18 protein-coding genes and 7 tRNA genes are annotated in these 23,731 nt (G+C 50.2%); 11 read left to right on the top strand and 14 right to left on the bottom strand.

Features of this window, described 5'->3' with window-relative positions; translation table 11 throughout:
* Together NE473_RS21700 and NE473_RS21695 are read right to left on the bottom strand one after the other, a co-directional pair.
* Positions 1-2,268, bottom strand: coding sequence for a xanthine dehydrogenase family protein molybdopterin-binding subunit (locus tag NE473_RS21700; RefSeq protein ID WP_055651447.1), 2,268 nt, complete (start codon positions 2,266-2,268; stop codon positions 1-3).
* Between the two features lies 1 nt (position 2,269).
* Entirely contained in the window at positions 2,270-2,776 is a 507-nt protein-coding gene (locus NE473_RS21695; RefSeq protein WP_006770624.1) for a (2Fe-2S)-binding protein, read from the bottom strand.
* Positions 2,777-2,930: 154 nt separating this feature from the next.
* Here NE473_RS21695 and NE473_RS21690 point away from each other — a divergent pair, with 154 nt between their 5' ends.
* Positions 2,931-4,487 (top strand): PucR family transcriptional regulator, encoded by a 1,557-nt coding sequence (locus NE473_RS21690; protein WP_022033413.1) that lies wholly within the window; start codon positions 2,931-2,933, stop codon positions 4,485-4,487.
* A gap of 365 nt (positions 4,488-4,852) precedes the next feature.
* Here the strand turns inward: NE473_RS21690 and NE473_RS21685 are convergent, their stop codons facing one another.
* The gene (locus NE473_RS21685) at positions 4,853-6,250 is read right to left on the bottom strand and encodes a family 4 glycosyl hydrolase (RefSeq protein WP_055651446.1); all 1,398 of its coding nucleotides are present in this window, start codon (positions 6,248-6,250) and stop codon (positions 4,853-4,855) included.
* A 171-nt stretch (positions 6,251-6,421) separates the two neighbouring features.
* On the opposite strand from NE473_RS21685, the gene NE473_RS21680 reads away from it, so the two are divergent.
* Complete coding sequence (locus NE473_RS21680) at positions 6,422-7,297, top strand: AraC family transcriptional regulator (RefSeq protein WP_055651445.1); 876 nt, start codon at positions 6,422-6,424, stop codon at positions 7,295-7,297.
* 80 nt (positions 7,298-7,377) lie between these two features.
* On the opposite strand, the gene NE473_RS21675 is transcribed toward NE473_RS21680, so the two are convergent.
* The 7 genes from NE473_RS21675 to NE473_RS21645 form a co-directional block, all read right to left on the bottom strand.
* Positions 7,378-7,457 (bottom strand) — tRNA-Leu (locus tag NE473_RS21675).
* Positions 7,458-7,816: 359 nt separating this feature from the next.
* Positions 7,817-7,889, bottom strand: a tRNA-Lys gene (locus tag NE473_RS21670).
* Between the two features lie 4 nt (positions 7,890-7,893).
* A tRNA-Gln gene (locus tag NE473_RS21665) sits at positions 7,894-7,965 on the bottom strand.
* A 45-nt stretch (positions 7,966-8,010) separates the two neighbouring features.
* Positions 8,011-8,086 (bottom strand) — tRNA-His (locus NE473_RS21660).
* A gap of 36 nt (positions 8,087-8,122) precedes the next feature.
* Positions 8,123-8,196, bottom strand: a tRNA-Arg gene (locus NE473_RS21655).
* 3 nt (positions 8,197-8,199) lie between these two features.
* Positions 8,200-8,270 (bottom strand) — tRNA-Gly (locus NE473_RS21650).
* Between the two features lie 54 nt (positions 8,271-8,324).
* Positions 8,325-8,399 (bottom strand) — tRNA-Pro (locus NE473_RS21645).
* Between the two features lie 491 nt (positions 8,400-8,890).
* Between NE473_RS21645 and NE473_RS21640 the strand changes: the two genes are divergently transcribed.
* The gene (locus NE473_RS21640; protein ID WP_055651444.1) at positions 8,891-9,697 is read left to right on the top strand and encodes a glycosyltransferase family 2 protein; all 807 of its coding nucleotides are present in this window, start codon (positions 8,891-8,893) and stop codon (positions 9,695-9,697) included.
* A 205-nt stretch (positions 9,698-9,902) separates the two neighbouring features.
* The gene (locus tag NE473_RS21635; protein WP_006770617.1) at positions 9,903-10,619 is read left to right on the top strand and encodes a hypothetical protein; all 717 of its coding nucleotides are present in this window, start codon (positions 9,903-9,905) and stop codon (positions 10,617-10,619) included.
* A 53-nt stretch (positions 10,620-10,672) separates the two neighbouring features.
* Here NE473_RS21635 and NE473_RS21630 read toward each other — a convergent pair whose 3' ends face one another.
* The 3 genes from NE473_RS21630 to NE473_RS21620 all read right to left on the bottom strand — a co-directional run bounded on the left by NE473_RS21630 (position 10,673) and on the right by NE473_RS21620 (position 13,234).
* Positions 10,673-11,272, bottom strand: a complete 600-nt coding sequence (locus NE473_RS21630) for an ABC transporter ATP-binding protein (RefSeq protein WP_022031943.1) — start codon at positions 11,270-11,272, stop codon at positions 10,673-10,675.
* 9 nt (positions 11,273-11,281) lie between these two features.
* Positions 11,282-12,049 (bottom strand): ABC transporter permease, encoded by a 768-nt coding sequence (locus NE473_RS21625; RefSeq protein WP_055651443.1) that lies wholly within the window; start codon positions 12,047-12,049, stop codon positions 11,282-11,284.
* A gap of 78 nt (positions 12,050-12,127) precedes the next feature.
* Positions 12,128-13,234, bottom strand: a complete 1,107-nt coding sequence (locus NE473_RS21620) for an ABC transporter substrate-binding protein (RefSeq protein WP_055651442.1) — start codon at positions 13,232-13,234, stop codon at positions 12,128-12,130.
* 427 nt (positions 13,235-13,661) lie between these two features.
* Here NE473_RS21620 and NE473_RS21615 point away from each other — a divergent pair, with 427 nt between their 5' ends.
* From NE473_RS21615 to NE473_RS21585, 7 genes are all read left to right on the top strand, one after another.
* Positions 13,662-14,492: a purine-nucleoside phosphorylase gene (locus NE473_RS21615; RefSeq protein WP_118077123.1), complete on the top strand. Its 831-nt coding sequence runs from the start codon at positions 13,662-13,664 to the stop codon at positions 14,490-14,492.
* 32 nt (positions 14,493-14,524) lie between these two features.
* The gene (ade, locus tag NE473_RS21610; protein ID WP_055651441.1) at positions 14,525-16,276 is read left to right on the top strand and encodes an adenine deaminase; all 1,752 of its coding nucleotides are present in this window, start codon (positions 14,525-14,527) and stop codon (positions 16,274-16,276) included.
* A 242-nt stretch (positions 16,277-16,518) separates the two neighbouring features.
* Positions 16,519-16,758: a (2Fe-2S) ferredoxin domain-containing protein gene (locus NE473_RS21605; RefSeq protein WP_006770610.1), complete on the top strand. Its 240-nt coding sequence runs from the start codon at positions 16,519-16,521 to the stop codon at positions 16,756-16,758.
* Between the two features lie 2 nt (positions 16,759-16,760).
* The gene (locus NE473_RS21600) at positions 16,761-18,494 is read left to right on the top strand and encodes a [Fe-Fe] hydrogenase large subunit C-terminal domain-containing protein (protein ID WP_055651440.1); all 1,734 of its coding nucleotides are present in this window, start codon (positions 16,761-16,763) and stop codon (positions 18,492-18,494) included.
* Complete coding sequence (locus NE473_RS21595; protein ID WP_055651439.1) at positions 18,494-19,675, top strand: SpoIIE family protein phosphatase; 1,182 nt, start codon at positions 18,494-18,496, stop codon at positions 19,673-19,675. The genes NE473_RS21600 and NE473_RS21595 overlap by 1 nt, the downstream gene beginning before the upstream one ends.
* A gap of 61 nt (positions 19,676-19,736) precedes the next feature.
* The gene (locus tag NE473_RS21590) at positions 19,737-21,188 is read left to right on the top strand and encodes a 4Fe-4S dicluster domain-containing protein (protein WP_055651438.1); all 1,452 of its coding nucleotides are present in this window, start codon (positions 19,737-19,739) and stop codon (positions 21,186-21,188) included.
* Positions 21,189-21,683: 495 nt separating this feature from the next.
* Positions 21,684-22,610: a virulence RhuM family protein/type II toxin-antitoxin system death-on-curing family toxin gene (locus tag NE473_RS21585; protein WP_055652245.1), complete on the top strand. Its 927-nt coding sequence runs from the start codon at positions 21,684-21,686 to the stop codon at positions 22,608-22,610.
* A 124-nt stretch (positions 22,611-22,734) separates the two neighbouring features.
* On the opposite strand, the gene NE473_RS21580 is transcribed toward NE473_RS21585, so the two are convergent.
* Positions 22,735-23,649, bottom strand: coding sequence for a calcium/sodium antiporter (locus NE473_RS21580; RefSeq protein ID WP_022031687.1), 915 nt, complete (start codon positions 23,647-23,649; stop codon positions 22,735-22,737).
* Positions 23,650-23,731 lie beyond the last annotated feature (82 nt).

Below are 23,731 nucleotides of genomic sequence, written 5' to 3'. Positions count from 1 at the left end.
TCACCTCGCCTTTCCTAACGCTTTCAGGATTTGATCCGGTGTCAGAGGATAATCCATCAGCTGAATGCCGATTGCATTGGAAACCGCCATTATGATGGCACCCGGTAACGGAGCACCGGATATCTCTCCAACTCCGATTCCTCCAAATGCGCTTAAATCGTTGGGGGTTTCTTCAATATGGGTTTCAAAGGCCGGAAGATCCGGGAAGACTCTCCATTTAAAGTCAACCAGGTTGTTGGTCAGGAACTTTCCGGTCTTTTCGTCGAGAATCATTTCCTCGTTGATGGCACTGTCGCTTCCGCAGCTTCCCAGGCCGCCTTCCAGCTGCATCTTTAAGGAAAACGGGTCGATAACCTGACCGACGTCGGTGCCCTCTACCACGCGCACAATTCTCACATCGCCGGTGTCGGTATCCACCTCCACCTCTACGAATGCGATCATGAAACACGGCTTGGAGTGATCCATCTCGAAGACGCCGTGGCCGGATATGGTGTTCATCGGGCCTAAAACGGCAATCCACGGAAGCGCCACCTCCGGATTATCCTTCATGAAGATGATTCCGTCCCGTGTATCCAGCATTTCCGCAGGGCAGTGGAGAATGGCGGATGCGGCTTCTAAAAGCTGCTTTCTGGCGCTTCGGGCAGCGTCGCCTACCATACGCCCGTATACAAGGGTGCCCCGCGAACCGGCCAGTCCCCAGTCCCATGGATTGTCCTGGCTGTCGGGAGTCGATATGGTTACTTTATCCAGCGGCAGATTCAATATTTCAGCAGCCATCTTTACGACGGCAGACCTCTGTCCCATGCCGGATTCCGCGATGCAGACGTTAATATTGGCTGTTCCCCATCCGTCCAGCTTGACGAAGGCCTCGCCGTGAAGCATTCCGCAGTCGGCGCTTCCATGGACGCAGCAGCCTGCGCCGTACTGTTTGCTTCCTTCGGTTTTGTACGGCTTTAGCCAGCCGGGGAATTTCTCCTTCCAGCCGAAGTGTTCGGCCGCGTGATCCATGACATCGTTATAGCTTAAGAAATGATTTTCCCACCAGTGTCCCTCGACCCAGTAGTAACCGCCGTTGATGTCACACATATTTTTCTTGAAAAAATCAACCGGATCCAGATTCATTTGCGCCATGGCCATGGACAGAACCGGAACGAGTGATGCGTAGGATTCCTGTCCGCCGAATCCGCGGATACCGCCGGAACGGCAGCGGTTGGTGGCTACCAGGTGGGGCTGATAATTCCAGTGTTTGCACTTGTTGAGCAGAAGCATGGCGCGTCCCAGGCCATTGGCAATCTGGCCCTGGCCGAAATCGGAGTGAACTCCGGAACCGACCAGCCACGTTCCCTCATAGGCGTGAACCGTTCCGTCGGCCAGCAGTCCCACTTTAGCGGTCAGACGGCTGCCTAAGCGGAGCATATAGGTGGAGAGATGCGCTTCCTTGGAGATGACCAGCTTCACCGGTCTGCCGGAGGCTTTAGCCAGGGCGGCACAATAGAGTCCCTCCATGGGAACCGTGTTTTTGCTTCCGAAGCTTCCTCCGACATTGGCAGAGATGACGCGGACATTGACATTGGGCATGGCAATCTGCATGATCATTTTCTGGATGTTGGGGCTCTGGAAGCTGCCTTTCATATTGCACTGGTTTGGTCCGTCCCACCAGGCAACGAGACCGGGACTTTCAGCCGGAAGCGGATTGGATATGGTCTCATACTTTGAGGTCCCTTCCACGACGACGGAACACTCCTCAAAGCCTTTTTTGGTGTCGCCAATGACCAGCTCCTGAAGCGCTTTGGGGCCGAAAGGCGGGCAGCCCCGCTCTATGATATTGCCCGGGAACTGCTCATACAGCTGGGGGGCTCCGTCGGCGATGGCCTCGTCTAAGTCCTGGACGGCGGGAAGCACCTCATACTCCACTTCAATCAGTTCAGCAGCCTCCTCGGCAATCCGGTTTGATGTGGCGGCGATCAGTGCCACCGGATCGCCGACAAAACGCACATGACGATCCAGAAGCCTTTTCTGTGCCGGCATACCCGTAACCCAGTCAAAGGCATTTTCGTAGGTCATGATGGTTCTGACGCCGGGCAGCTCCAGGGCTTTGCTCACATCGATCTTTGTAATCATGGCGTGAGGATGGGGGCTCATTTTAATCCGTCCGTAGAGCATTCCGTGCATATGTATGTCGTTCGCGTACTCCGCGGAACCTGTTACAATGGCCTTGCCGTCTATTCGGGGAGTCGGCTTGCCCACATATCTGAATTCCTTACCCATATCATTCACTCCCTTCCCTGGCGGCCTGCTTCACGGCCTCCAGCACCTGGTAATGGCTGATGCATCTGCAGTAGTTTCCGGCCAGAGCTTCCTTGATCTCTTCTTCATCCGGATGCGGGTTTTCCGCCAGCAGCGCTTCTGTCGTCATGATGATTCCCGGCGTGCAGTATCCGCACTGAAAAGCGGAGTGATCGACAAATGCCTGCTGCACCTTATCCAGCTCTCCCGTATTCGGGTCCTGGAGTCCCTCGATGGTGCGGATGTCGGCGCCGTCACATTCGATGGTCAGCACCGTACAGGACGGTATGGCTTTCCCGTTCATGATGACGGTACAGCAGCCGCAGGCGCCGTCATCACAGGAAATCTTGGTTCCGGTCAGCAGAAGGCGCTCACGCAGCGTTTCCGCCAGTGTGTCCGCAGGGGCAATATCACCCACTGCATTTCCCACGCCCAGCCGGTATACATCACCGTTGACAGTGATGGTGACCGATTTTTTGTTATCACCCATAATTTTATAACCTCCTTACAATGGTATTTTTAATTGATCAAACCATATTGACAAAAATATATCATTAAGCCTAAAATAACTATAACACAGGTGTGAGTCAGGCAGTCTACAAAAAGTGAGACACGTTTTTGTAGGGAAAGGAGCTTCACCGGAAATGAAATTAAAACTTGAGTATCTGGCCGGATGCGGGGCATTCTCAGCGTGCTGTTTTCGGACGCCGTTTTATGGGAAAGAGGTCAGCCGCCTGGAATTGATGTGCGGAAATGGGGCGGCTGTCCGGGAGCCGCAGAGTCTGCTTCTGGTATGCAGGGGGCTGATTCCGGATGATGGGGAGAGGCTAAACGAGTGGCTGAATGAGCGAAAGGCACAGGAGGCAGCCGGGTTACTTGCGGACTTATCCGGGGAGAGCGAGGAGAGGATCTCGAAGCTGGCAGAGGCCTGCCGTGAACGGGAACTGGTTTTCGGAACTGCAGAGACGGCCGGATTTACGGCTCTGATAAATGATTATTCCCATTTGATTGCCTCCAGAACGGATGGAGCGGTAAAATCATATGACAGGGTGCTGGAGGACCTTCAGCGCAGGTTCTATACCAGCGGAACGGATTCTCTCTTAGAGGGGCTGAGCTACTGGACAGGCTGCCAGGCTGCTTTGATTGTGGGGCAGGACACGTTTGTGAAGCCTTCGGTTCCCGTGCTGAATGAGGCGGTTTTCTATCCGGCCTACTGGAAAAAGGAGCCCCGAAAGTCCGGGTTATCCCATGTGAGCTGTTACTCCTCATCGTTTTCGGATAATATGCTGCTTCAGGCGGAACTGTTTAAAAACCGTCTGCCGTTCGGAGTGCTCTGCCTTCTTGGAGACGAGGACGTATTCGAGCCGTCAGACGATATTCTGCTGAACTATGCCTCCATTCTCTGCACCGGCATCGACGATTACAAACGGCGCTCCCGCCGGATTGAGGCGGCAGTCGAAATGATCTGCGGCGGCCAGATGCCGGATTCCTCTGTGATGGAGCTGTTTCCGGAATCGGGATATGCGCTGGTGCTGTGTGATCAGGAGGCAGGCGAACCGGCGGAGGGAAAAAAGGAGTATTTGTCTTACCTGATTCATCACTATTTTCCCCAGAAGCTTTGTTACAGCTTTTCGGCGGAGGGGAGTCTGCGTCTCTTTGTTTCGGCGGAAGACGTGGACCATTTTGCCCGCCGCCTGCTGGCTATTTTAGACGGCGCCGGCAAACGGTGCAGGGCGGGGGTAAGCCGGCATTACCCTGCTTCCCAGGCGGTCACCGCGTTCTTTGAGGCGGAAAGCGCGGCGCATATTGCAGGACTATTGGAGTATGGCGAGCGCATCTGTTATTACCACGATTTAGGCATCTACCGGCTGCTCAACTACCCGGAGAATTCGTGGCCCATCAATCAGATGCTGGGGGAAATGGACGAGCTTTTAAATCAGATGGACGAGGAAAAACGGGATGTCCTTGCCATGACCATAAGAACCTTTGTCAAATGCAGATTCCATTATCAGAAGACCGCGGACAAGCTGTATACACACGTCAACACGATCCGATACCGGATTAAGCTGATCGAGGACTTGTGGGATGTGGACCTCTCCAGCGATGAGGGGAGACTTCTGTTCAGTGTGCTGGCGAAGCTGCTTCCGCTGTGGATGAAGAGTGGGTGTTATAGTGGGACGATGCCGAGGGAAGGGGAGTGAGAATGGGTACGCCTCAGAGCTTGTGGAGAGCGGGAGGGAGGCAGGGGCGAAGGGGTTCTTGTTTCCTCGGTGGCAGGAACTAAAGCGGAAAGACGGGAAAAAGGGGAGGATCGCGCAAACTACGCCGAACTCCTGAAGGACTTCGCCTCCGTGTGCACTTGAAATCTGGCTTGGAGGCCAGATTTCACCTCCCCTTTTTCCCGCCTTTCCGCTTAACTTCCTGCGAACCTCGGAAAAGGAACCCCTTCGCCCCTGCCTCCCTCCCGCTCTCCACAAGCTCTGAGGCTGTGTACTGGCTATGGGAGGGGAAGATAAAAGGTGCTTCGCTTTTGGAGATATAAAGCGAAGCACCTTTTTATCTTATTTTATTTCCAGCCGTCGGGAAGATAGTTTATGGTGTTGGCGATCATGTCGTTTACCAGGGTTTTTACTTCTTCCTCGGATGCGCGTCCTTTTACAAGGGGATCGGCAAGGAAGGCCTCGCAGACGAGGCTGCGGTCGTATGTAAGGGCGGCTTTTAGGATTCTCTCATGATTTTCTACATGAGGGGTGATTAAGGCCTTTACCTGCTCCGGGATGGCTCCGGCGACGATGGGCTGGATGCTGTCTAAACTGAATACGGCATTGGTCTCTACCACGGCGTCGGCTGGGAGATTGGCAATCTGCAGCGCAGTATTCGGGATATTGACGTTGCTGATGGAGCGCTCCAGGCCGCATAAGGACTTGATTAACAGGATTCCTTCCTCCCCTGAGGGCTCAAGCTTGATCTCTTCTTCACCGGAAACGAGACGGTGGCTGCGGTCGAGACGCTTCTGTAAATCATCCTTTCTCCAGTCCACTGTGGTCAGGCCGAATTTCCAGGAAGCTACTGTCTCGGGATCTTTTAAATACTCACCGCCCGGCATGAACTCTGCCAGGTGACGGTCGCCTGCGGCAGCAATGAGGCCATAGCGGCGGAACAAATCAAATTTTACGCGGTGAGCACAGTCGAAAGTGCTGTTGGCCCAGTTCTTATCCGGTTCGTTGTAGCCTTCTTCGTAGTGGCTGTCGATGTAGTCGCGGTAAACCGGGAAGAGATCGATTCCCTTATAGGAAGCCTTGTCGAGCCACGTAAAATGGTTGATACCGAGCACGTTGATGTTGATGTCGCGGCGGTTGATGCTGTCGAGGCCAAAGGTTTCCTCACAGATTCCCTTTAATACCTTCTGGGTACCGAATACTTCATGGCAGCAGCCGAATGCCTTAATCTGCGGGAATACATGATACAGAGTTTTGACGCATAAGGTCATGGGGTTGGTGTAGTTGATAACCCATGCTTCGGGCGCGTATTTTTTGATGGCTTCCGCTATTTCGACGAACATGGGAATCGTACGCAGAGCGCGGATCATTCCGCCTGGGCCGGCGGTGTCGCCTACAGACTGGTAGATTCCAAGGCGTTCCGGCAGATGAACGTCGCTTGCCATCTCATCAAAGGTGCCGGGCAGAATGGAAATGACGACGAAGTCACAGCCGGTCAGCGCTTCACCTATGGTGCTGCAGGTAACGTAATCCCATTTTCCGGTGGTGTCTTCTCTGGCCGTCAGCTTATTTCCAATGATTTCATTGTTTTTGGCAGCCGCCTCATCGATGTCGTAAAGACGGATGGTTCCGCCTAAGGAATCGTCCATGGATAAGTCGGTCATGAAGGTCCAGGCCCAGCCTCTGGAACCGCCGCCGATATAAGCAATATTTAAATCACGGACTTTGTTGTTTTCATATTTCATGGTTAAATCCTCCTTCTGTGTATTTCCTGCTTTGTTATTCGTTATTGCTAATTATACAGCAGTATAGTATTATAAATCTTATAGAATCGATGCTTTTTATGGTATTTTCGTACTTTTGGCTACAATTGAAACACGACAGAGCGTAAAACGACGGGAGATGTGGAGCAGGGAATGGAACGAACGGTATTTTCAGAAAAGATGGTAGGGCTTACCATCGACGAGGTAATCCGTGATTACGAATTTACGATGCAGACCAAACATTTTCATGACAGCTTTGAACTTTATTTTTTGCTGGAGGGTGAACGGTACTACTTTATCGACCGGGAGACGTACCATGTAAAAAAAGGGATGGTGGTACTGGTTAACCGGCAGCAGATTCATAAGACCAGTCTGGCTGGAAAATCATATCATGACAGGATTCTTCTGCAGATCAGCCAGGAAGGCTTCAGCCCGTTGCTGGAGCAGGCCGGGGTGGTTCCGCTGACCAGGATGTTTGAGGAAAATTATGGCGTAACGGAGCTTCCGGAAAAGATATGGGAGCAGGTGAAACGCCTTCTGTTTGAAATTCGGGATGAGCTAAAGGAGAAACAGGGGAAGTATGACGGGATGGTGAAGTTAAAGCTGGCGGAAATTCTTCTGCTTATTTACCGGTGCCGCAGGAATCGGGTATATCATAAGCGGGGAGGAGAACTATCGACGGTACAGACGCCCAGACACCAGAAGGTTCATGAGGTGGCGGATTACCTGCTTCACCATTACGATACGGACGAGTCATTGGAGGAGCTGGCGGAACGCTTTTTTATCAGCAAGTCGTATTTGAGCCGGATATTCCGGGAGGTGACCGGTTTCTCAGTCAATGAATACCGGAATATTACACGGATCAGGAAGGCGAAGGAGCTGCTTGCAGGCAGTGAATATTCAGTGACGGAGATATCGGAACTGCTGGGATTTGAGAGCGTGACATATTTTGAACGGGTATTTAAGAAACTGACGGATAAGACTCCTCTTCGATATAGAAGGATATGCAGTGGAGATCAGGAGGAGTAGAAGATACTGTGACTGGTTTTACAGATAGAAAAAGCAGCGGTTAGATGAATCTGAACCGCTGCTTTACGAAATTACTTAACTGCGGGTAACAGGACTTGAACCTGCACGGTCTCCCACCAGAACCTAAATCTGGCGCGTCTGCCAATTCCGCCATACCCGCTGACACCAATGGATGATACCATCTGAGGGCGGAAATGTCAAGAATTTATGATTAAGCTTTGTGAATCCCGTTTCGGATGATCGGGTAGAGTTCCATTGCCAGCAGTGAGAATACTACGATATATGCCAAATACGTCATATGTAACACCTCTCTTTCTTTGATACCATTATTATATACACGAGGAGGTAAAAGGGCAATTCACATTGTATCTAAAAATTTTTTAGACTCCTGTGGTTTTAAATACAGAATATACAAAAACTTTTAGGCTACCTAAATCTTTTTTAGATGAGAAGTATTGGTTTCCATTCAAATAACAAAAAAGCCGTACTCGACGGCTTTTTTGTTATTCCATATATTCCTGAGACACCGGGGACTCGAACCCCGGACAACTTGATTAAAAGTCAAGTGCTCTACCACCTGAGCTAGTATCCCAAAGCTGGGCCAGCCAGATTCGAACTGGCGACTGCAGGAGTCAAAGTCCTGTGCCTTACCGCTTGGCGATGGCCCATCGCCTTTCATAATTCCTGATAAAAAAAAATTCCCTTAAAGGGAAAGGTGAGTAGAGGGATTCGAACCCTCGGCCTCCAGAGCCACAATCTGGCGCGATAACCAACTTCGCCATACCCACCATAAAACGTTCACATCTCTGGTTAGTTGATGTGAAACGAGCCTGAAGGGATTCGAACCCCCGACCCACGGCTTAGAAGGCCGTTGCTCTATCCAACTGAGCTACAGACTCACAAGCGGGTGATGGGAATCGAACCCACGTATCTAGCTTGGAAGGCTAGTGTTCTACCATTGAACTACACCCGCAAATCAACTTGAGAGACAGCAGTCAAAATAACAAATGTTATCTTTTTACTATCATCGGGGTGACAGGATTCGAACCTGCGACCTCCTGGTCCCAAACCAGGCGCTCTAGCCAAGCTGAGCCACACCCCGTAAACAGAATTTCTCTGTAATTTTTATCCACCGTCTCGCGACGCAAGAGTTATTATATACGATACTGCAAAACTTGTCAACCGTTATTTGAAAAAAATAAAAAATATCATAACAGTAACAGTCCGGGCAGAAAATAAAAAACCCCATAAATGGGAGGGGCCGGCAGTAACAATCGAGTTACTGCCGGCCGAGTATGAAAAATAAAAAGTCAATGTTAAAAGGGTGGGGTTCCTTTACACTATTTAGTATAGGAGAAAATTGTGTCATAAATTTGTCCGCACCATAAACATTTCATAAAAAAACTTAAAGAAATATGAGGAAATATTGAAAAATGGAAGAAGAAATATAAAATCCGGTGTAAAGCCGCCAAATGGGTTCCCAAATGGCCTGTTTATGGTATACTGGCTGTTAGAAGCAGGAAGTATGGCCGGATACGGGACGGACTTCCTATATTAAGAAAATTGCAGGAGACAGAGCGGGAGGAGAGTAACGTGCAGCTGCCATTGGTAAGTATAATAGTTCCGATTCACAATTCGGAAAAGACACTGAACCGGTGTATTGACAGTATATTAAATCAGGATTATCAGGAACTGGAGGTATTTCTGGTAGATGACGGAAGCGGGGATGGAAGCCTTGCGATCTGCCGCGATTATGCGAAGCGGGACGCCAGGGTTAAGGTAATCCGGAAGGAGCAGTCCGGGGTGTCAGATGCCCGTAATCTGGCCATGGACCAGGCAGAGGGGAAGTACCTGCAATTTGTGGACAGCGACGACTGGATCACAACGGATGCTACAAGAATGATGGTATCGGCGGCCGAGTATGGCTCCTGCGATATGGTTATCACTCACTTTTTCCGTGTCAACCACGATAAAATCAGAAGAAAAGGCCATATTAAGGAATACGAAATTATGACCAGGAAAGGCTTTGCAGAGCACATGATGGAAAAACCGGCCAATTTTTACTATGGAGTCATGTGGAATAAACTGTACCGGCGGGATATTCTGAACGCATATAAGCTACGGTGCAGCCGGGAATTGAACTGGTGCGAGGATTTTCTGTTCAATCTTCAGTATCTCTGCTATGCGGAACGCATCTGTGCGCTGCCGTATCCGACCTATTATTATGTGAAGACAAAAAACAGCCTGGTGGCGAAGGAAGCCACGATGAAGAATACCATACAGACGAAAAAATTCATTTTTACTTATTATAAAGAACTTTATGAAAATATTGACCTCTATGAGGAGAATAAGGGGAAGATCAATCGCTTCCTGGTCTCCATCGCCTCTGACGGGCACTGAGAGGTCCCGTTTCAGGCTTTGATATGGTTGAAGGGCGGCCGGTAATCTGTGGAAAATAATGAGAACATGATAAACAGAACATAAAGTTTATTAAGAATTATTTGTGTTTCTTTCGGTTCCTTTAATACGCTATACAAAAGAATTTAAACGTGTTATAATCCTCTTCGTCGCAACAAGTTAAGACAGAACATGAGGAGAGATTATTATGAGAAAGAACAGCAGGATCATAACGCTGGCAGTGGCTGCAGCCGTTATGATGGCAGTAACTGCGTGCGGATCAAAAGATAAGACTGAGACTACTGCTTCCACAGAGGCAACGACAGAGGCAGTAACCACAACAGCGGCAGCGGAGACGTCACTGTCAGAAGCTGAAAGTACAGAGGCAGAAGATCAGACAGAAGAGGAAGAGACAGATGAGGCTGAGGAAGCCGCAGAAGAGACGACAGCGTCTGCATCGGGAGAGATCGGTTCCGACGGCGTGTTTCAGGCAGCCAACGGGAAGTTCGAGATCAAGGTTCCGGCTGGATGGACCATTGATGAGGGAAGTGATGATGAATATGTGACCTTCCTTTCCGCAAATGGGGAAGACATGCTGGAAATTATGACCATCAGCGGCAGTTCTGCAGACTCTGTCCGGGAAATTTATCCGGATACCGCCGAAGAGTACAAGAATATGGTGAGCCGCGGCGACGGGATGGAAATCCTGTCCTACGATGTGAACACAAAAGAGGATGGAAGCCAGACCTTCCAGTATTCCATGAAGTATACGAATCCCAGCGACGGAATTCATTACCTTGCAGAATCAGGTACTTATGATGCGGCAAAGCAGACCTACTCCTGTGCAACAGGAACTGTGATGTCAACAGATGAGGCTGTGGCCAAACAGATTGAAGAGGCTGTAAAATCATTTAAGATTAAATAATCCGGCGCCACCGGATTGAATAAAAGAAAAGGGATACGACCCGGACTGAGGGGTCATATCCCTTTTCTTTCTGCCGTAAGGCGTATCAGACTGCCGCCCAGAAGAGGAACGTCCTCCTCCTGATGGGTACTGATAATCGCCAGCTTTCCGTTGGTTTTCTGCTTTACAAACGCGATGACCTTTCTGCGTGTGTCCTCATCCAGACCGGTAAACGGTTCATCCATAAGGACTGCATCAAAGGGGACTGCCAGTGCCCGGCAGACGGCAACGCGGCGTTTCATGCCGCCGCTTAAGGTGGAGACAGGCCTGTAGATGGACTCCTCCGGAAGAAGTTTACATAAATCTTCCTTTGCGGCTTCCCGTATTTCCCGTGTAACCTTTGGAAAGACCATCAGCACGTTATCCAGTGAAGAAAAGGATTCGCACAGGCGGTTCTCCTGAAAGACCGCCGAGAGAAAGGCCCCTTCTGTTCCTGCTACGGTTCCGCTGTCGGGCTTGTCAAGGCCAAGGAGAATTCGGAAGAACGTGGTCTTTCCAGAACCGGAAGCGCCCATGAGGCAGTAGATGCCTCCGGTCCGGAAGGTCTGGCTGACCTGGCGGAAGACTTCCCGTCCTTCAAATGATTTTGAGAGATTTGTAACTGTAATTTCCATGGTTTCCGCTTAAGCACCCCGCTTTCCGTTTGCTCTGTTCTGCCGTTCTGCAGCCTTGAGAAGCTGGATGAAGACCTTCTCAAACAGACCGCTGATGACAATGATTACCAGTGTCCAGGCAAATAAATCCGCTGTGCTTAAATAGATTTTTGCCATATACAGCTTCTCGCCGATGGAATGATCCGGCACACCGATGACCTCGGCAGCAATACCGGATTTAAAACTCATACCGAGACTGATAGCGGCGCCGTTTATAAGATAGGGAAGAAGAGCAGGCCAGTAAATATAACGGAACTTCTTCCAGCCGGACATGTGAAAGACCCCGGCCATCTCCAGCAGCTGGGCATCTGCGCTGTTAAGTCCCGAGATGGTATTGACGTAGATCATGGGGAATACCACCAGAAAAGCGATAAAGACCGACAGATTCTTAGAGCCGATCCAGATCAGTGCCAGTATGACGAAGGAAGCTACGGGTACCGATTTGACCAGAACCATGACAGGTTCCAGTAAATCCTTTAAAAAAGGAAAACGGCAGGCGGCACTTCCCACCAGAATCCCGGCAAGGAACGCGCCTGAGAAACCGGAACAGATTTTACCGAAGGTAAGGCCGATCGTACGCCAGAATTCCACGGTGGAAATCTGGGAAACCAGTGCTCCCGCGACCTCCGCGGGGCCGACCAGGACGATGGAATTGTGTACGGCAATGCTGATAAGCTGCCAGAGCACCAGCCAGAAACAGATAATGCCGGCTTTCCGCCCCAGACCTGATGGTTTCATTGAGTTCCCCTCCTTGCTGTTTGAATTGTTCGGCGGCCGGAGACCGGCCGCCGGGTTCGAACTTCGTCCGTCAATTCATTATGGTATATAGAAGAAATCTTTTGTAGGAAGTTCGCCGCCTACTGTGGCCGGATCCATCTCATACAGAGCAGAGAGATATCCGTAGAGCCTGTTTTTCATGTCAGTTCCGTCTATATAGGTGATGCTGCAGTACGGAATGGCCTTTTCGGCTACAGGAGCCTTTTCGATGATGCCTGCGGCCGCGACGAGCTTTGCCGTCTCCGCAACGTTTTCATTGGCAAATGCTGCTGAAGCCTTCTGTTCTTCCATAAAAGTCTGGATTGCATCGGCATGTTCTTCAAATAATTCACCGCGGCAGATGGTTACACCTGTTACGAGACTGCCGCCGTCTTCGCCGGAGACGGCATCCCATTCTTTGGTCAGATCGAGAACCATTTTGAGCGTGTCATTCTGAGCCATGGCAACGGTGACGAACGGCTGAGGAAGAAGTCCGATGGCATCCGGTTTTTCTTTTAACAGAGCGGCGACCTCGGTTGGCTCTGATTTATATTCCAGAGTCACATCATCCGTGGTCATTCCGTTTGCCTTTAATAAATACTGCAGCGCATAGTCCGGAGTGGTTCCCTTACCGGTTAAGTAGACGGTTTTTCCTTTTAAATCCGCAATGGATTTGATGGAGTCGTCCGAAGACACTACGTACAGTACTCCCAGGGTGTTGATATTTAAAACATTAACTCCATGATTGGTCTTGTTGAAAATAATGGAGGCCATGTTGGAGGGCACCAGAGCCACATCGAGATCTCCGCTCACGATTTTTCCGAGCAGTTCATCTGCTGCGGTCACCATCGTAAACTCATAGGAACCTTTGGCCTCTCCCTTTGCCGCCTGATCCATCAGCTCTACCAGTCCCATAGAGGTAGGGCCTTTTAAAGAGCCGATGCGAAGCGTATAGCCGGCAGCCGCAGAGGTGCCGGTGCTTTCCGTTTCAGTTTCACTTTCCGTTTCAGGAGCTTCTGCAGTTTCTTCTGCGGATGTCTCCGTGGAAGCTTCGGCAGCCGCTGCAGTGGTGGTTTCCGCCGCCGTCTCACCAGCGCCTTTTGCACAGCCGGTAAGTGCCGCCGCCGTCATGGCAAGAGCCATGAGTACAGGTAATACTTTTCTCATAATTATCATCCTCGCTTTCTGTCCGTATCAATAACCCGATTGCGCAGCCATAAATCACAGAGAGCCCGGCGAGCCGGACTTCCGTACCGGAAAATAAAAAAACCACACCAAAAAGGCATGGGGAATCCCGCGATCGATGATTTCTCCTCGCCTTCTCCGTCAGGAACACCTTCCGGGTTAGAACGAACAAGTCCAGTATACCATTACCTGGCAGGTTTTGTCAAAACATCTTATGGACCTGTGTTCCGGCATGAAAATTTCACGCTGCGGTTCACTTACCGCTTCAACAGGTTCAGGTTTTTCGTGAAAATTTCACATACCTGCCGGAAGTTTCCTTTTTTTCTGTTTAGATATATTAAAAATTGTGATATACTGTAATCACTTATACTTATATCACAGAAAGGAAATGAAGGAGGACAAAGACAAGATGAACGAAGTATATGAGAAACTGCAGAGGTGTTTAAAGAGTGTGCGGGAAAAGACGGATTTTAAGCCGGAGATTGCGCTGGTGTTAGGGTCCGGTCTGGGAGAATACGCGGAGGAGATAGAGGTTGCCGAGACCATTGACTACAAAGATATTGAAGGGTTTCCGGTGTCCACAGTGCCGGGACACAAGGGCAGGTTTATTTTCGGTTATGTAAACAGCGTTCCGGTGGTGATTATGCAGGGCCGCGTTCATTTCTATGAGGGATATCCGATGAGCGATGTGGTACTTCCCGCACGGCTTATGGGGCTCATGGGAGCGAAGATCCTGTTCCTGACGAATGCTTCCGGCGGTATAAACAGTACCTTCCATGCCGGTGACTTTATGCTGATCCGCGACCATATCGCTTCCTTTGTGCCGTCACCGCTGATCGGGGCCAATATCGATGAACTGGGGCCGAGATTCCCTGATATGAGTGATATCTACCGGAGAGAACTGCGTGATATCATCAAAGAGACGGCAAAGGAAGAGGCCATTGAGCTAAAAGAGGGCGTTTATTTACAGCTGACAGGGCCCAGCTACGAATCACCCTCCGAAGTTTCCATGTGCAAAATGCTGGGCGCGGATGCGGTCGGCATGAGTACGGCCTGCGAGGCTGTAGCGGCGAATCATATGGGAATGGCTGTCTGCGGCATTTCCTGCATCACCAACATGGCGTGCGGAATCAGCAAGGAGCCTCTCAGCCATACTGAGGTTCAGGAGACGGCAGACCGGGTTGCGCCGCTGTTTAAGCGTCTGATCACGGCTTCCATCACAAAGCTGGCAGGCAGATAGGAATATGAAGCAGAAAGGGGTAAGTTCATCTTATGGATAAGAAACTGTCAGAGCGGATTCTCGCTTCCGCGGGAACGAAGAAGGCGTCTCTGGTACTGAAGCATGGGACGGTTGTCAATGTATTTACCGCCGCGCTGGAACAGGCGGATATCGCTGTCGAAGACGGCTATATCGTGGGTGTGGGGGATTATGAAGGGGTAACGGAAGTGGATTTAAAGGGGGCTGTCGTCTGTCCGGGACTGATAGATGGCCACATTCATCTGGAGAGCTCCATGGTGGCCCCGGGAGAGTTCGAACGGACCGTTATTCCGCACGGCACCCAGGCCGTCATTACCGATCCCCATGAGATCGCTAATGTGGCGGGCGTCGAAGGGATCCGGTTCATGATGGAGCGGACGGCCGGGCTGACACTGGATGTCTTCTTCATGCTTCCTTCGTGTGTGCCGGCCACCGGTCTGGATGAGTCGGGGGCTGTGCTGCCTGCGGATAAGCTGGAACCATTTTATAAAGACGAGCGTGTGCTGGGCCTTGCGGAGCTGATGAATTCCTACGGGACCACGAGAGCTGATCAGGGAATTCTCGACAAGCTGGAAGGGGCGCTCGGAAAGAATAAGCTGGTAGACGGCCATGCGCCCGGTCTTACGGGAAGGGAACTGAATGCCTACGTGACAGCCGGGGTGAAATCGGATCACGAGTGTTCCACAGCATCCGAGGCGATCGAGAAGCTGAGCCGCGGCCAGTGGATCATGATTCGTGAGGGAACGGCTGCGAGAAACTTAGAGGCGCTGATGCCGCTGTTTCAGGAGCCGTATTACCATCGATGCATGCTGGTGACAGACGATAAGCATCCGGGCGATTTACTCCGCCTCGGCCATATTGATTACATTATCCGGAGAGCCATAAGCCTTGGCGCCGATCCGGTTCACGCAGTAATTATGGGTTCCTGCAACGCGGCTCAGTATTTCGGGTTGAAAGACCGGGGAGCAATAGCCCCAGGGTATCAGGCGAACCTTATTGTAGTATCAGACCTTGAGAATTTCCGCGTGGAGCAGGTTTATAAAAACGGCAGGCTGGTGGCGGAAAACGGCACCATGAAGGAAGGCGTCCTGGCGGCTGAGAGAAAGAACATAGAGACGCCTGTCAGAGTCGGCGATTCATTCCATTTAAAAGAGCTTACACCGGAGCAGCTTTACATAGAGAAGAAGAGCGGACAGGTGCGGGTTTTATGCCTTACGCCCGGTGAACTGACGACCACGGAGCGTCTGGTTCCGTGGACAGAAAAAGAGGGGTATGCTCCGGGGGTGGATGTGGACCGGGATATTGTCAAGATGGCGGTATTTGAGCGTCACCACGACACAGGTCATATCGGTCTGGGCTTCCTGGGAGGCTATGGCTTAAAGCATGGTGCGGTAGCCACCAGCATCGCTCACGATTCCCACAACTTAATCGTTGCGGGAACCAATGATGCCGATATGATACTGGCGGGAAATACGGTGAGAAAGAACCGCGGAGGTCTGGCGATCGCAGCGGATGGAAAAGTTCTTGGAGAACTGGCCCTGCCCATTGCCGGTCTGATGAGCGAGGAAGCGGCTGAAGTGGTGGATCAGAGATTAGAGGCGTTAAAAGAAGAAGCCGGAAAATTAGGAATATCAAAGGAGATTGACCCGTTTATGACGCTGGCATTCGCCAGTCTTCCTGTGATTCCAAAGCTGAGACTGAATACATACGGCCTGATAGATGCGGAGAAGCAGGAAATCGTAGATGTTATGGTCGGATGTATGTGAAAAAGTACAGATTAGATCGTGTTTTTTGATTGATAATAATATGTCAATGTGAGATAATGTACGCAAAGGGCAGAGCCAGGCAGACAGCCATGAAGCCGGCGCGGAATATGAAAAGCCGTTATTGCCTTTCATATTCCGCGCCGGCTTCATGGCTGTCTGTATGGCTCTGCCCCTTGCGGACATTCAAACTAAGTATTTCACCACCACCACAACCAAACACAAGATATTGGAGGGAGATTCACATGAGAGTTACAATCTGTATAGGAAGCGCATGCCATTTAAAAGGTTCCAGAGAAATCATCGCCCAGCTTCAGCAGTTAGTAAAAGAAAACCATTTGGAAAGCAAAGTAGACTTAAATGGTTCCTTCTGCAGCGGTAACTGCGTCAACGGAGTCTGCGTGACCGTAGACGGCCAGCTGTTCTCTTTAAAACCAGAAGACACAAAGGAGTTTTTCGATAAAGAAATCAAAGGGAGGCTGTAATCATGGCGATTATTGATTTCAAGGCTACGAAGTGCAAGCACTGTTACAAATGTGTCCGCAACTGTGAAGTCAAGGCGATCATGATAAAAGATGAACGGGCCGAGATCATGCCGGACAAATGCATTTTATGCGGGAAATGCATGCAGGTCTGTCCACAGTCAGCGAAAACCCTTGTAAGTGACTTAGACATCGTAAAAGGCTACATAGCGAACAACATCCCAACCGTCGTATCCATTGCCCCATCCTACATGGGACTGCTGAAATACAAGAGTATCGGCCAGATCAACGCAGCTCTGCGCAAACTCGGCTTCACCGATGTGCGGGAGACTTCGGAAGGCGCGGCCATGGTGACCGCCGAATACGCACGGCTTCTGGAAGAGGGAAAGATGGAAACGATCATCACCACCTGCTGTCCCAGTGTCAATGATTTAATTGAAATCTATTATCCGCAGCTGATTCCCTACATGGCGCCTGTGGTCTCGCCGATGATCGCCCACGGCAAGATGCTGAAGGAAGAGCTGGGAAAGAATGTAAAGGTTGTATTCCTGGGCCCGTGTATCGCCAAGAAGAAGGAAGCGGGCGATGTCCGCCACGACTCCTGTATCGACGCGGTCTTAAATTTTAACGATATTAATCGCTGGCTGAAGGAAGAAGAGATTACCATTGAGGACTGCGAGGATATCCCGTTCCGTCATCTGGACCCACGGGTCAACCGCCTCTATCCTGTCACCAACGGGGTTGTAAATTCCGTTCTTGCGACAGAAGAAAAGAAGGATGGCTATCGGAAATTCTATGTTCACGGCGCCAGGAACTGCATCGATTTATGCGAAAGCATGGTACGCGGAGAAATCAAAGGCTGTTTCATCGAGATGAACATGTGTTCCGGAGGCTGTATCAAAGGGCCGACTGTAGAGGATGAGAGTATATCCAGATTCAAAGTGAAACTGGATATGGAAGAGACGATAGAAAAAGATCCGGCCGAAAAGAGTGAGGTTGAGGAAATCATCAGCAGGATATCCTTCCAGAAGCTCTTTATGGACCGCTCACCGAGGGAAGCGATGCCGACGGAGGCTCAGATCCAGGATATCTTAAAGAAGACGGGAAAGACAAAACCGGAGGATGAGTTAAACTGCGGAGCCTGCGGTTATTCCACCTGCCGCGAGAAGGCCATCGCGGTATTTCAGAAAAAAGCCGAACTGGGCATGTGTATCCCCTTTATGCATGAAAAAGCGGAGTCCTTATCGAACCTGGTTATGGAGACGTCGCCGAATATCGTTTTGATTGTGGATAAAGACATGAAAGTTTTAGAGTATTCTGCAGTTGGAGAAAAGTATTTCGGGAAGACGAGGCAGGAAGCCTTAACGATGTATTTATATGAATTTATCGATCCGTCGGATTTCCAGTGGGTCTACGATTCCCATCAGAACATCCATGGAAAAAAGGTGACTTACAGCGAATATAACTTCTCCATGCTCCAGAATATCGTTTATATTGAGAAGGAAGACGTCGTGCTCGCCACGTTTATCGATATCACGAAGGAAGAGGAACTGGCGAAGCAGGAGTATGAAAAGAAACTGGAAACCATCGATCTGGCACAGCGGGTAATCCATAAGCAGATGATGGTCGCTCAGGAAATCGCCGGTCTGCTGGGCGAAACCACAGCGGAGACAAAAACCACGCTTACAAAGCTTTGCCGGTCCCTACTGGATGAAGGAAGTGAAAGCGAGGTTAAGTGATGGGAGTAACAGTAGACGTTGCATACAAAAGCCTGAATAAGTTCAATGAGGTCCTGTGCGGCGATAAGGTGGAACTGCTCCAGACGGAGGATTCCAACATCATGATTCTCGCCGACGGCATGGGAAGCGGTGTCAAGGCCAATATTCTGGCGACTCTGACCTCGAAGATATTGGGAACCATGTTTTTAAACGGCGCAACTCTGGAAGAGTGCGTGGAGACGATTGTAGAGACGCTTCCTGTCTGCCAGGTGCGGCAGGTAGCCTATTCCACCTTCAGTATCCTGCAGGTATTCCATAACGGAGACGCCTATCTGGTGGAATTTGATAATCCCAGCTGTATCTTTATCCGGGCCGGACAGCTGGTGCCGATTCCCCAGAATATCCGTGTGATTCAAAACAAAAAGATCAACGAGTACCGTTTCCGGGTGAAAAAGGGAGACGCACTGATTTTAATGAGCGACGGCACGATCCACGCAGGAGTAGGTCAGCTCTTAAACTTCGGCTGGCTGTGGGAAGATATTGCCGCCTATGCGCTGAAACAGTACCGGGTCACCATCTCCGCGATCCGTCTGGCTACAGCACTCAGCCGGGCCTGCGACGAACTGTACCAGTTCCGGCCGGGAGATGACACGACGGTGGCTGTCATGCGGATCATCGACAGAAAGCCGGTGCACTTAATGACCGGACCCGCCAGGAACCCGGAGGATGACACCGCCATGGTGGCCGATTTCATGTCGGGTGATGAATTTACCAAGCGGATCGTCTGTGGTGGTACCAGCGCCAATATCGTGGCCAGAACCACGAAGAAAAGCCTGGATGTTTCTCTCGATTACAACGATCCGGATATTCCGCCGATCGCTTACATCGATGGCATAGAACTGGTCACGGAAGGTGTTCTCACCTTAAACCGCGTTCTCCAGCTGCTGAGGCGCTATGTGAAGAACGAGGCGGTCACAGAAGAGTTTTTCCTGGAACTGGATAAGCCAAATGGGGCCTCCATGGTGGCCAAGATGCTGATTGAGGACTGCACGGAGCTCAATCTGTACGTAGGAAAAGCCATCAACAGCGCGTATCAGAACCCGGGTCTTCCCTTTGACCTCGGTATCCGTCAGAACCTGGTGGAACAGCTGAAGCATACGGTGGAAGAGATGGGAAAAAAAGTTACGGTAACCTATTATTAATGAAATTTGCGATAGAGATCCATTCTGCTTCCGGCAGATGGTAGTTACGAGGAGGAAAATTATGGTAACAAACGATGCAACATTACTTCGCCTTAAACATCAGGTATTGTATGAGGTGGCGAAAATGGCGTGGGAGGGAGATTTAGAACAGCACAGAAGTGAAATTCCCTATAAGATCATTCCTGGTCCGAAAGCGCAGTTCCGCTGCTGTATCTACAGGGAGCGTGAGATCATCCGGGAGCGTGTCCGTCTTGCGGAAGGATTATGTCCAAGTGGAAAAGATACGAAGAACATTGTGCAGGTTATCAGCTCCGCATGTGAGGGCTGCCCCATCGCCCGCTACGTCGTAACCGACAACTGCCAGAAGTGTATGGGAAAGGCATGCCAGAATTCCTGTAATTTCGGTGCTATTTCCATGGGACATGACCGTGCCTATATCGATCCCGATAAATGCAAGGAGTGCGGCAAATGTTCTCAGGCCTGTCCGTATAACGCGATTGCAGATCTGACCCGCCCATGTAAGAAGAGCTGTCCGGTAGACGCCATCACCATGGACGAGGACGGCATCGTTGTGATCGATGAGAGCAAATGCATCCAGTGCGGCGCCTGTATCCACAGCTGTCCGTTTGGAGCCATCGGTTCCAAGACATTCCTGGTGGACGTCATTAACCTGATCAGGGCAGGCAAGAAGGTAGTCGCCATGGTGGCGCCGGCAACAGAAGGCCAGTACGGTCCGGATATTACGATGGCCAGCTGGAGAACCGCCCTGAAAAAGATCGGTTTTGCAGACATGGTGGAGGTAGCCTTAGGCGGTGACTTAACTGCGGCGGCGGAAGCGGCCGAGTGGGCGGAGGCCTATAAAGAGGGGAAGAAGATGACGACTTCCTGCTGTCCGGCTTTCGTCAACATGATCAAACAGCATTATCCGATGCTTCTGGATCATATGTCAACAACGGTATCCCCGATGTGTGCTGTGTCCAGAATGTTAAAGGCGCAGGATCCGGAGACCATTACCGTCTTCATCGGGCCGTGTATCGCAAAGAAGAGCGAGACTCTGGATTTAAATATCAAGGATAACGCGGATTATGCCATGACGCTGGGCGAGGCCCACGCCATGATGGTTGCAAAGGGCGTGGATTTAGAGCCGGAAGAGAATACGCTTCAGCAGGGCTCTGTATTCGGAAAACGTTTTGGCAACGGCGGCGGCGTGACGGCGGCAGTGTTAGAATGTCTGAAGGAAACAGGCGAAAATGCCGAAATCAATGTTATGAAGTGCAATGGAGCCGCTGAGTGCAAAAAGGCGCTGATGCTTCTTAAGATTGGCAAGCTTCCGGATGATTTCGTGGAAGGCATGGTCTGTGTCGGCGGATGCGTCGGCGGCCCGAGCAAGCATAAGAGCGAGCTGGAGGCCAAGAAGGCGAGAGATCTGCTGATCAGCCAGGCGGATAAGAGAGAGGTTCATGAGAACTTGAAGATGCAGGGTGCGGAAGAAGTGGCGATGCACCGGCATTAAGGGAAAAATAGAAGTTTAAGGGCCCCGGTCGAGGATTTCGGTTCTTTCTCGGCTTTGGGTGTGTGGCCGTGCCGGAGGGATTGATATCCCGTGTCCGCCTGGCTTCCTACTCGCCACAAAAATGAACGTGACTGTCGGACACAAAGCCCATGTGTTCGTCAGTCACGTTCATTTTTGCGGTTCGTATCCAGATGGCGGCACACTGGGATATCAATCCCTCCGGCACGGCCACACACCCAAAGCCGAGAAAGAACCAGGATTTCGACAGGGGCTTTTTGTTATTTGTATCCCTGCAAAAGACATGGATCTGTGAACCGTAATACTCTCTGCAATGCACAAAAACGGAAAGCACCTTACGGGATACTGGCCGTGAATAAAAATGCTTTTTAACAGATGATGTATGCAGAGCATACCGGCTTGTAATCAAAAGAGAAGGATGATAAAATGGTGTTGTACCTGGAGAGTCGCTTTACAACAGTAAGGAGGCTGGTACAAATGACGAAAGAAGATGCAAAGACACTGGTTTTATACCAGACAGAAGACGAAGCAGTCACTTTAGAGGTAAGTGTGGAAGATGATACGGTGTGGCTGACTCAGATGCAGATGGCGGAACTGTTTCAAAGAGATATTTCCGTTATTTCCAGGCATATTAAGAATGTCTTTCAGGAAGAAGTGGAGGAAAAAAGCAATTTGCATTTTTTGCAATTTGCACATTCTGATAAACCGATTACCTGTTATAGCCTGGATGTGATTATGTCTGTAGGATATCGTATTAAATCAAAACGTGGTATAGCATTTCGGAAATGGGCCAACCAGGTCCTGAAGGACTACATAATCCATGGATATGCAGTGAATCAGAGTCGTATGGAACAGTTGGGAGGCATAATCAGAGTTATGAAGCGTGTAAATGAGTGTTTGGATACGAAACAGGTTCTCCATGTAATAGAGAGATATGCCTCGGCTCTTAACCTTCTGGATGATTATGACCATCAGAGGATAGAAAAGCCAGGGGGCAGTAAACCTGTCTGTATATTGACATATGAAGAGTGCAGAAAGGTGATTGCTACAATGAATTTCTCAGAGGAGAGCAGCCTGTTTGGAAATGAAAAGGATGAGTCATTTAAGTCCAGCATAGGCGCTGTCTACCAGACGTTTGGAGGAAGCGATGTTTATGAAAGTATGGAAGAAAAAGCTGCGAATCTTCTATATTTTATCACCAAAAATCACAGTTTTAGTGATGGAAATAAAAGAATAGCGGCAGCCATTTTTCTATACTTTCTGGATCAAAATGGAATTTTGTTTGATGATGGAAAAAAGCGTATTGATGACTTTGCATTGGCGGCCATTACGATAATGATTGCAGAGTCCAGGCCAGAAGAAAAGGAACTCATGGTAAATCTGGTAATGAAGTGTCTGATCTGATGAAAATGGAGACGGTCATTATCTGTATAGTGCTATTTACGGAGTCCAACTAATTTTTATGCAGCTCATGCAATTAATGGGCGGCAGACGTCCTGGCAGACCGTCTTCCTGCCAGGACATAAAGTTATCTCACAATTACATAGATGAGATACACCAGATACATGGCCAGCATAAAACCGCCTTCCATGCGGCTGATCCGGTTCTTGCTGCGGCAGAGGAGCCAGGTGATGCCGCTGGCGATGATTAAGAATGCCGTGTCATAGATGGAAAATGGATTGACAAGAAGTGGATGAATCGCCGCAGAAGCTCCCAGGACCAGCAAAATGTTAAAAATGTTGGAGCCGATTACATTACCAAGAGCCAGCCCGTTCTCACCTTTTCGGGAAGCGACTACGGAGGTGACGAGTTCGGGGAGGGAGGTTCCCAGGGCCACGATGGTCAGACCGATTAAGTTCTGGCTCAAGCCGAAGGAGGCTGCTATGGCGCTGGCATTATCTACAACCAGATCACCGCCCCAGACGATGGCGGCCAGTCCGCCTATGATGTAGACAGCACACCGTACGGGAGAAAGCGTTTTGATCTCCTCACTGGTAACGATCCGGTTGACGATGGCGTCACGAACTGTAAAACCAACAAAAGCAAGGAAGAAGACCAGAAGAATTATCCCGTCCATCCGGTTCACTGTCTGATCGAAAAGGATCATGACAAACAGGGCGGCGGCAACAAACACGGAAGCCGCATAATCCCAGCGCAGTTTGACTGAAAACGGACGAATGACGCCGCAGGCACCCAGAACGACCAGCAGGTTAAAGAGGTTAGAGCCGATCACATTTCCCACTGCGATATCATTATTTCCGGTAATAGAGGCGGAAACGCTGACTGATAATTCCGGTGCGCTGGTTCCAAAGGCTACGATTGTGAGCCCGATAATGATACTGGGGATGCGCAGCGCCCTGGCGATCGAAGAACTGGCCTCCACAAAGTAATCGGCCCCCTTGATCAGCAGGAAGAAACCTAAGAGCAGAAGTACGTACATCATAAATATAATCCTTCTTTCGTGTGTTTTAAAAAGGAAGAAGGGCAAAAAAAACGAGACTTTTATTGCACGATGAAGATGATCA

Origin of the sequence: Hungatella sp. SL.1.14 (assembly GCF_024460495.1) — a bacterium.
In the GTDB taxonomy this organism is placed as follows: domain Bacteria; phylum Bacillota; class Clostridia; order Lachnospirales; family Lachnospiraceae; genus Hungatella; species Hungatella hathewayi.
The sequence above is the reverse complement of the archived record's forward strand: the minus strand, read 5'-3'. Positions and strand labels throughout refer to the sequence as shown.

Bases quoted from the DNA above. Each gene is read 5' to 3' on its own strand.
- NE473_RS21700 (WP_055651447.1), bottom strand. From the start codon at position 2,268: ATGGGTAAGGAATTCAGATATGTGGGCAAGCCGACTCCCCGAATAGAC.
- NE473_RS21695 (WP_006770624.1), bottom strand. From the start codon at position 2,776: ATGGGTGATAACAAAAAATCGGTCACCATCACTGTCAACGGTGATGTA.
- NE473_RS21690 (WP_022033413.1), top strand. From the start codon at position 2,931: ATGAAATTAAAACTTGAGTATCTGGCCGGATGCGGGGCATTCTCAGCG.
- NE473_RS21685 (WP_055651446.1), bottom strand. From the start codon at position 6,250: ATGAAATATGAAAACAACAAAGTCCGTGATTTAAATATTGCTTATATC.
- NE473_RS21680 (WP_055651445.1), top strand. From the start codon at position 6,422: ATGGAACGAACGGTATTTTCAGAAAAGATGGTAGGGCTTACCATCGAC.
- NE473_RS21635 (WP_006770617.1), top strand. From the start codon at position 9,903: ATGAGAAAGAACAGCAGGATCATAACGCTGGCAGTGGCTGCAGCCGTT.
- NE473_RS21630 (WP_022031943.1), bottom strand. From the start codon at position 11,272: ATGGAAATTACAGTTACAAATCTCTCAAAATCATTTGAAGGACGGGAA.
- NE473_RS21625 (WP_055651443.1), bottom strand. From the start codon at position 12,049: ATGAAACCATCAGGTCTGGGGCGGAAAGCCGGCATTATCTGTTTCTGG.
- NE473_RS21620 (WP_055651442.1), bottom strand. From the start codon at position 13,234: ATGAGAAAAGTATTACCTGTACTCATGGCTCTTGCCATGACGGCGGCG.
- NE473_RS21615 (WP_118077123.1), top strand. From the start codon at position 13,662: ATGAACGAAGTATATGAGAAACTGCAGAGGTGTTTAAAGAGTGTGCGG.
- ade (WP_055651441.1), top strand. From the start codon at position 14,525: ATGGATAAGAAACTGTCAGAGCGGATTCTCGCTTCCGCGGGAACGAAG.
- NE473_RS21605 (WP_006770610.1), top strand. From the start codon at position 16,519: ATGAGAGTTACAATCTGTATAGGAAGCGCATGCCATTTAAAAGGTTCC.
- NE473_RS21600 (WP_055651440.1), top strand. From the start codon at position 16,761: ATGGCGATTATTGATTTCAAGGCTACGAAGTGCAAGCACTGTTACAAA.
- NE473_RS21595 (WP_055651439.1), top strand. From the start codon at position 18,494: ATGGGAGTAACAGTAGACGTTGCATACAAAAGCCTGAATAAGTTCAAT.
- NE473_RS21590 (WP_055651438.1), top strand. From the start codon at position 19,737: ATGGTAACAAACGATGCAACATTACTTCGCCTTAAACATCAGGTATTG.
- NE473_RS21585 (WP_055652245.1), top strand. From the start codon at position 21,684: ATGACGAAAGAAGATGCAAAGACACTGGTTTTATACCAGACAGAAGAC.
- NE473_RS21580 (WP_022031687.1), bottom strand. From the start codon at position 23,649: ATGATGTACGTACTTCTGCTCTTAGGTTTCTTCCTGCTGATCAAGGGG.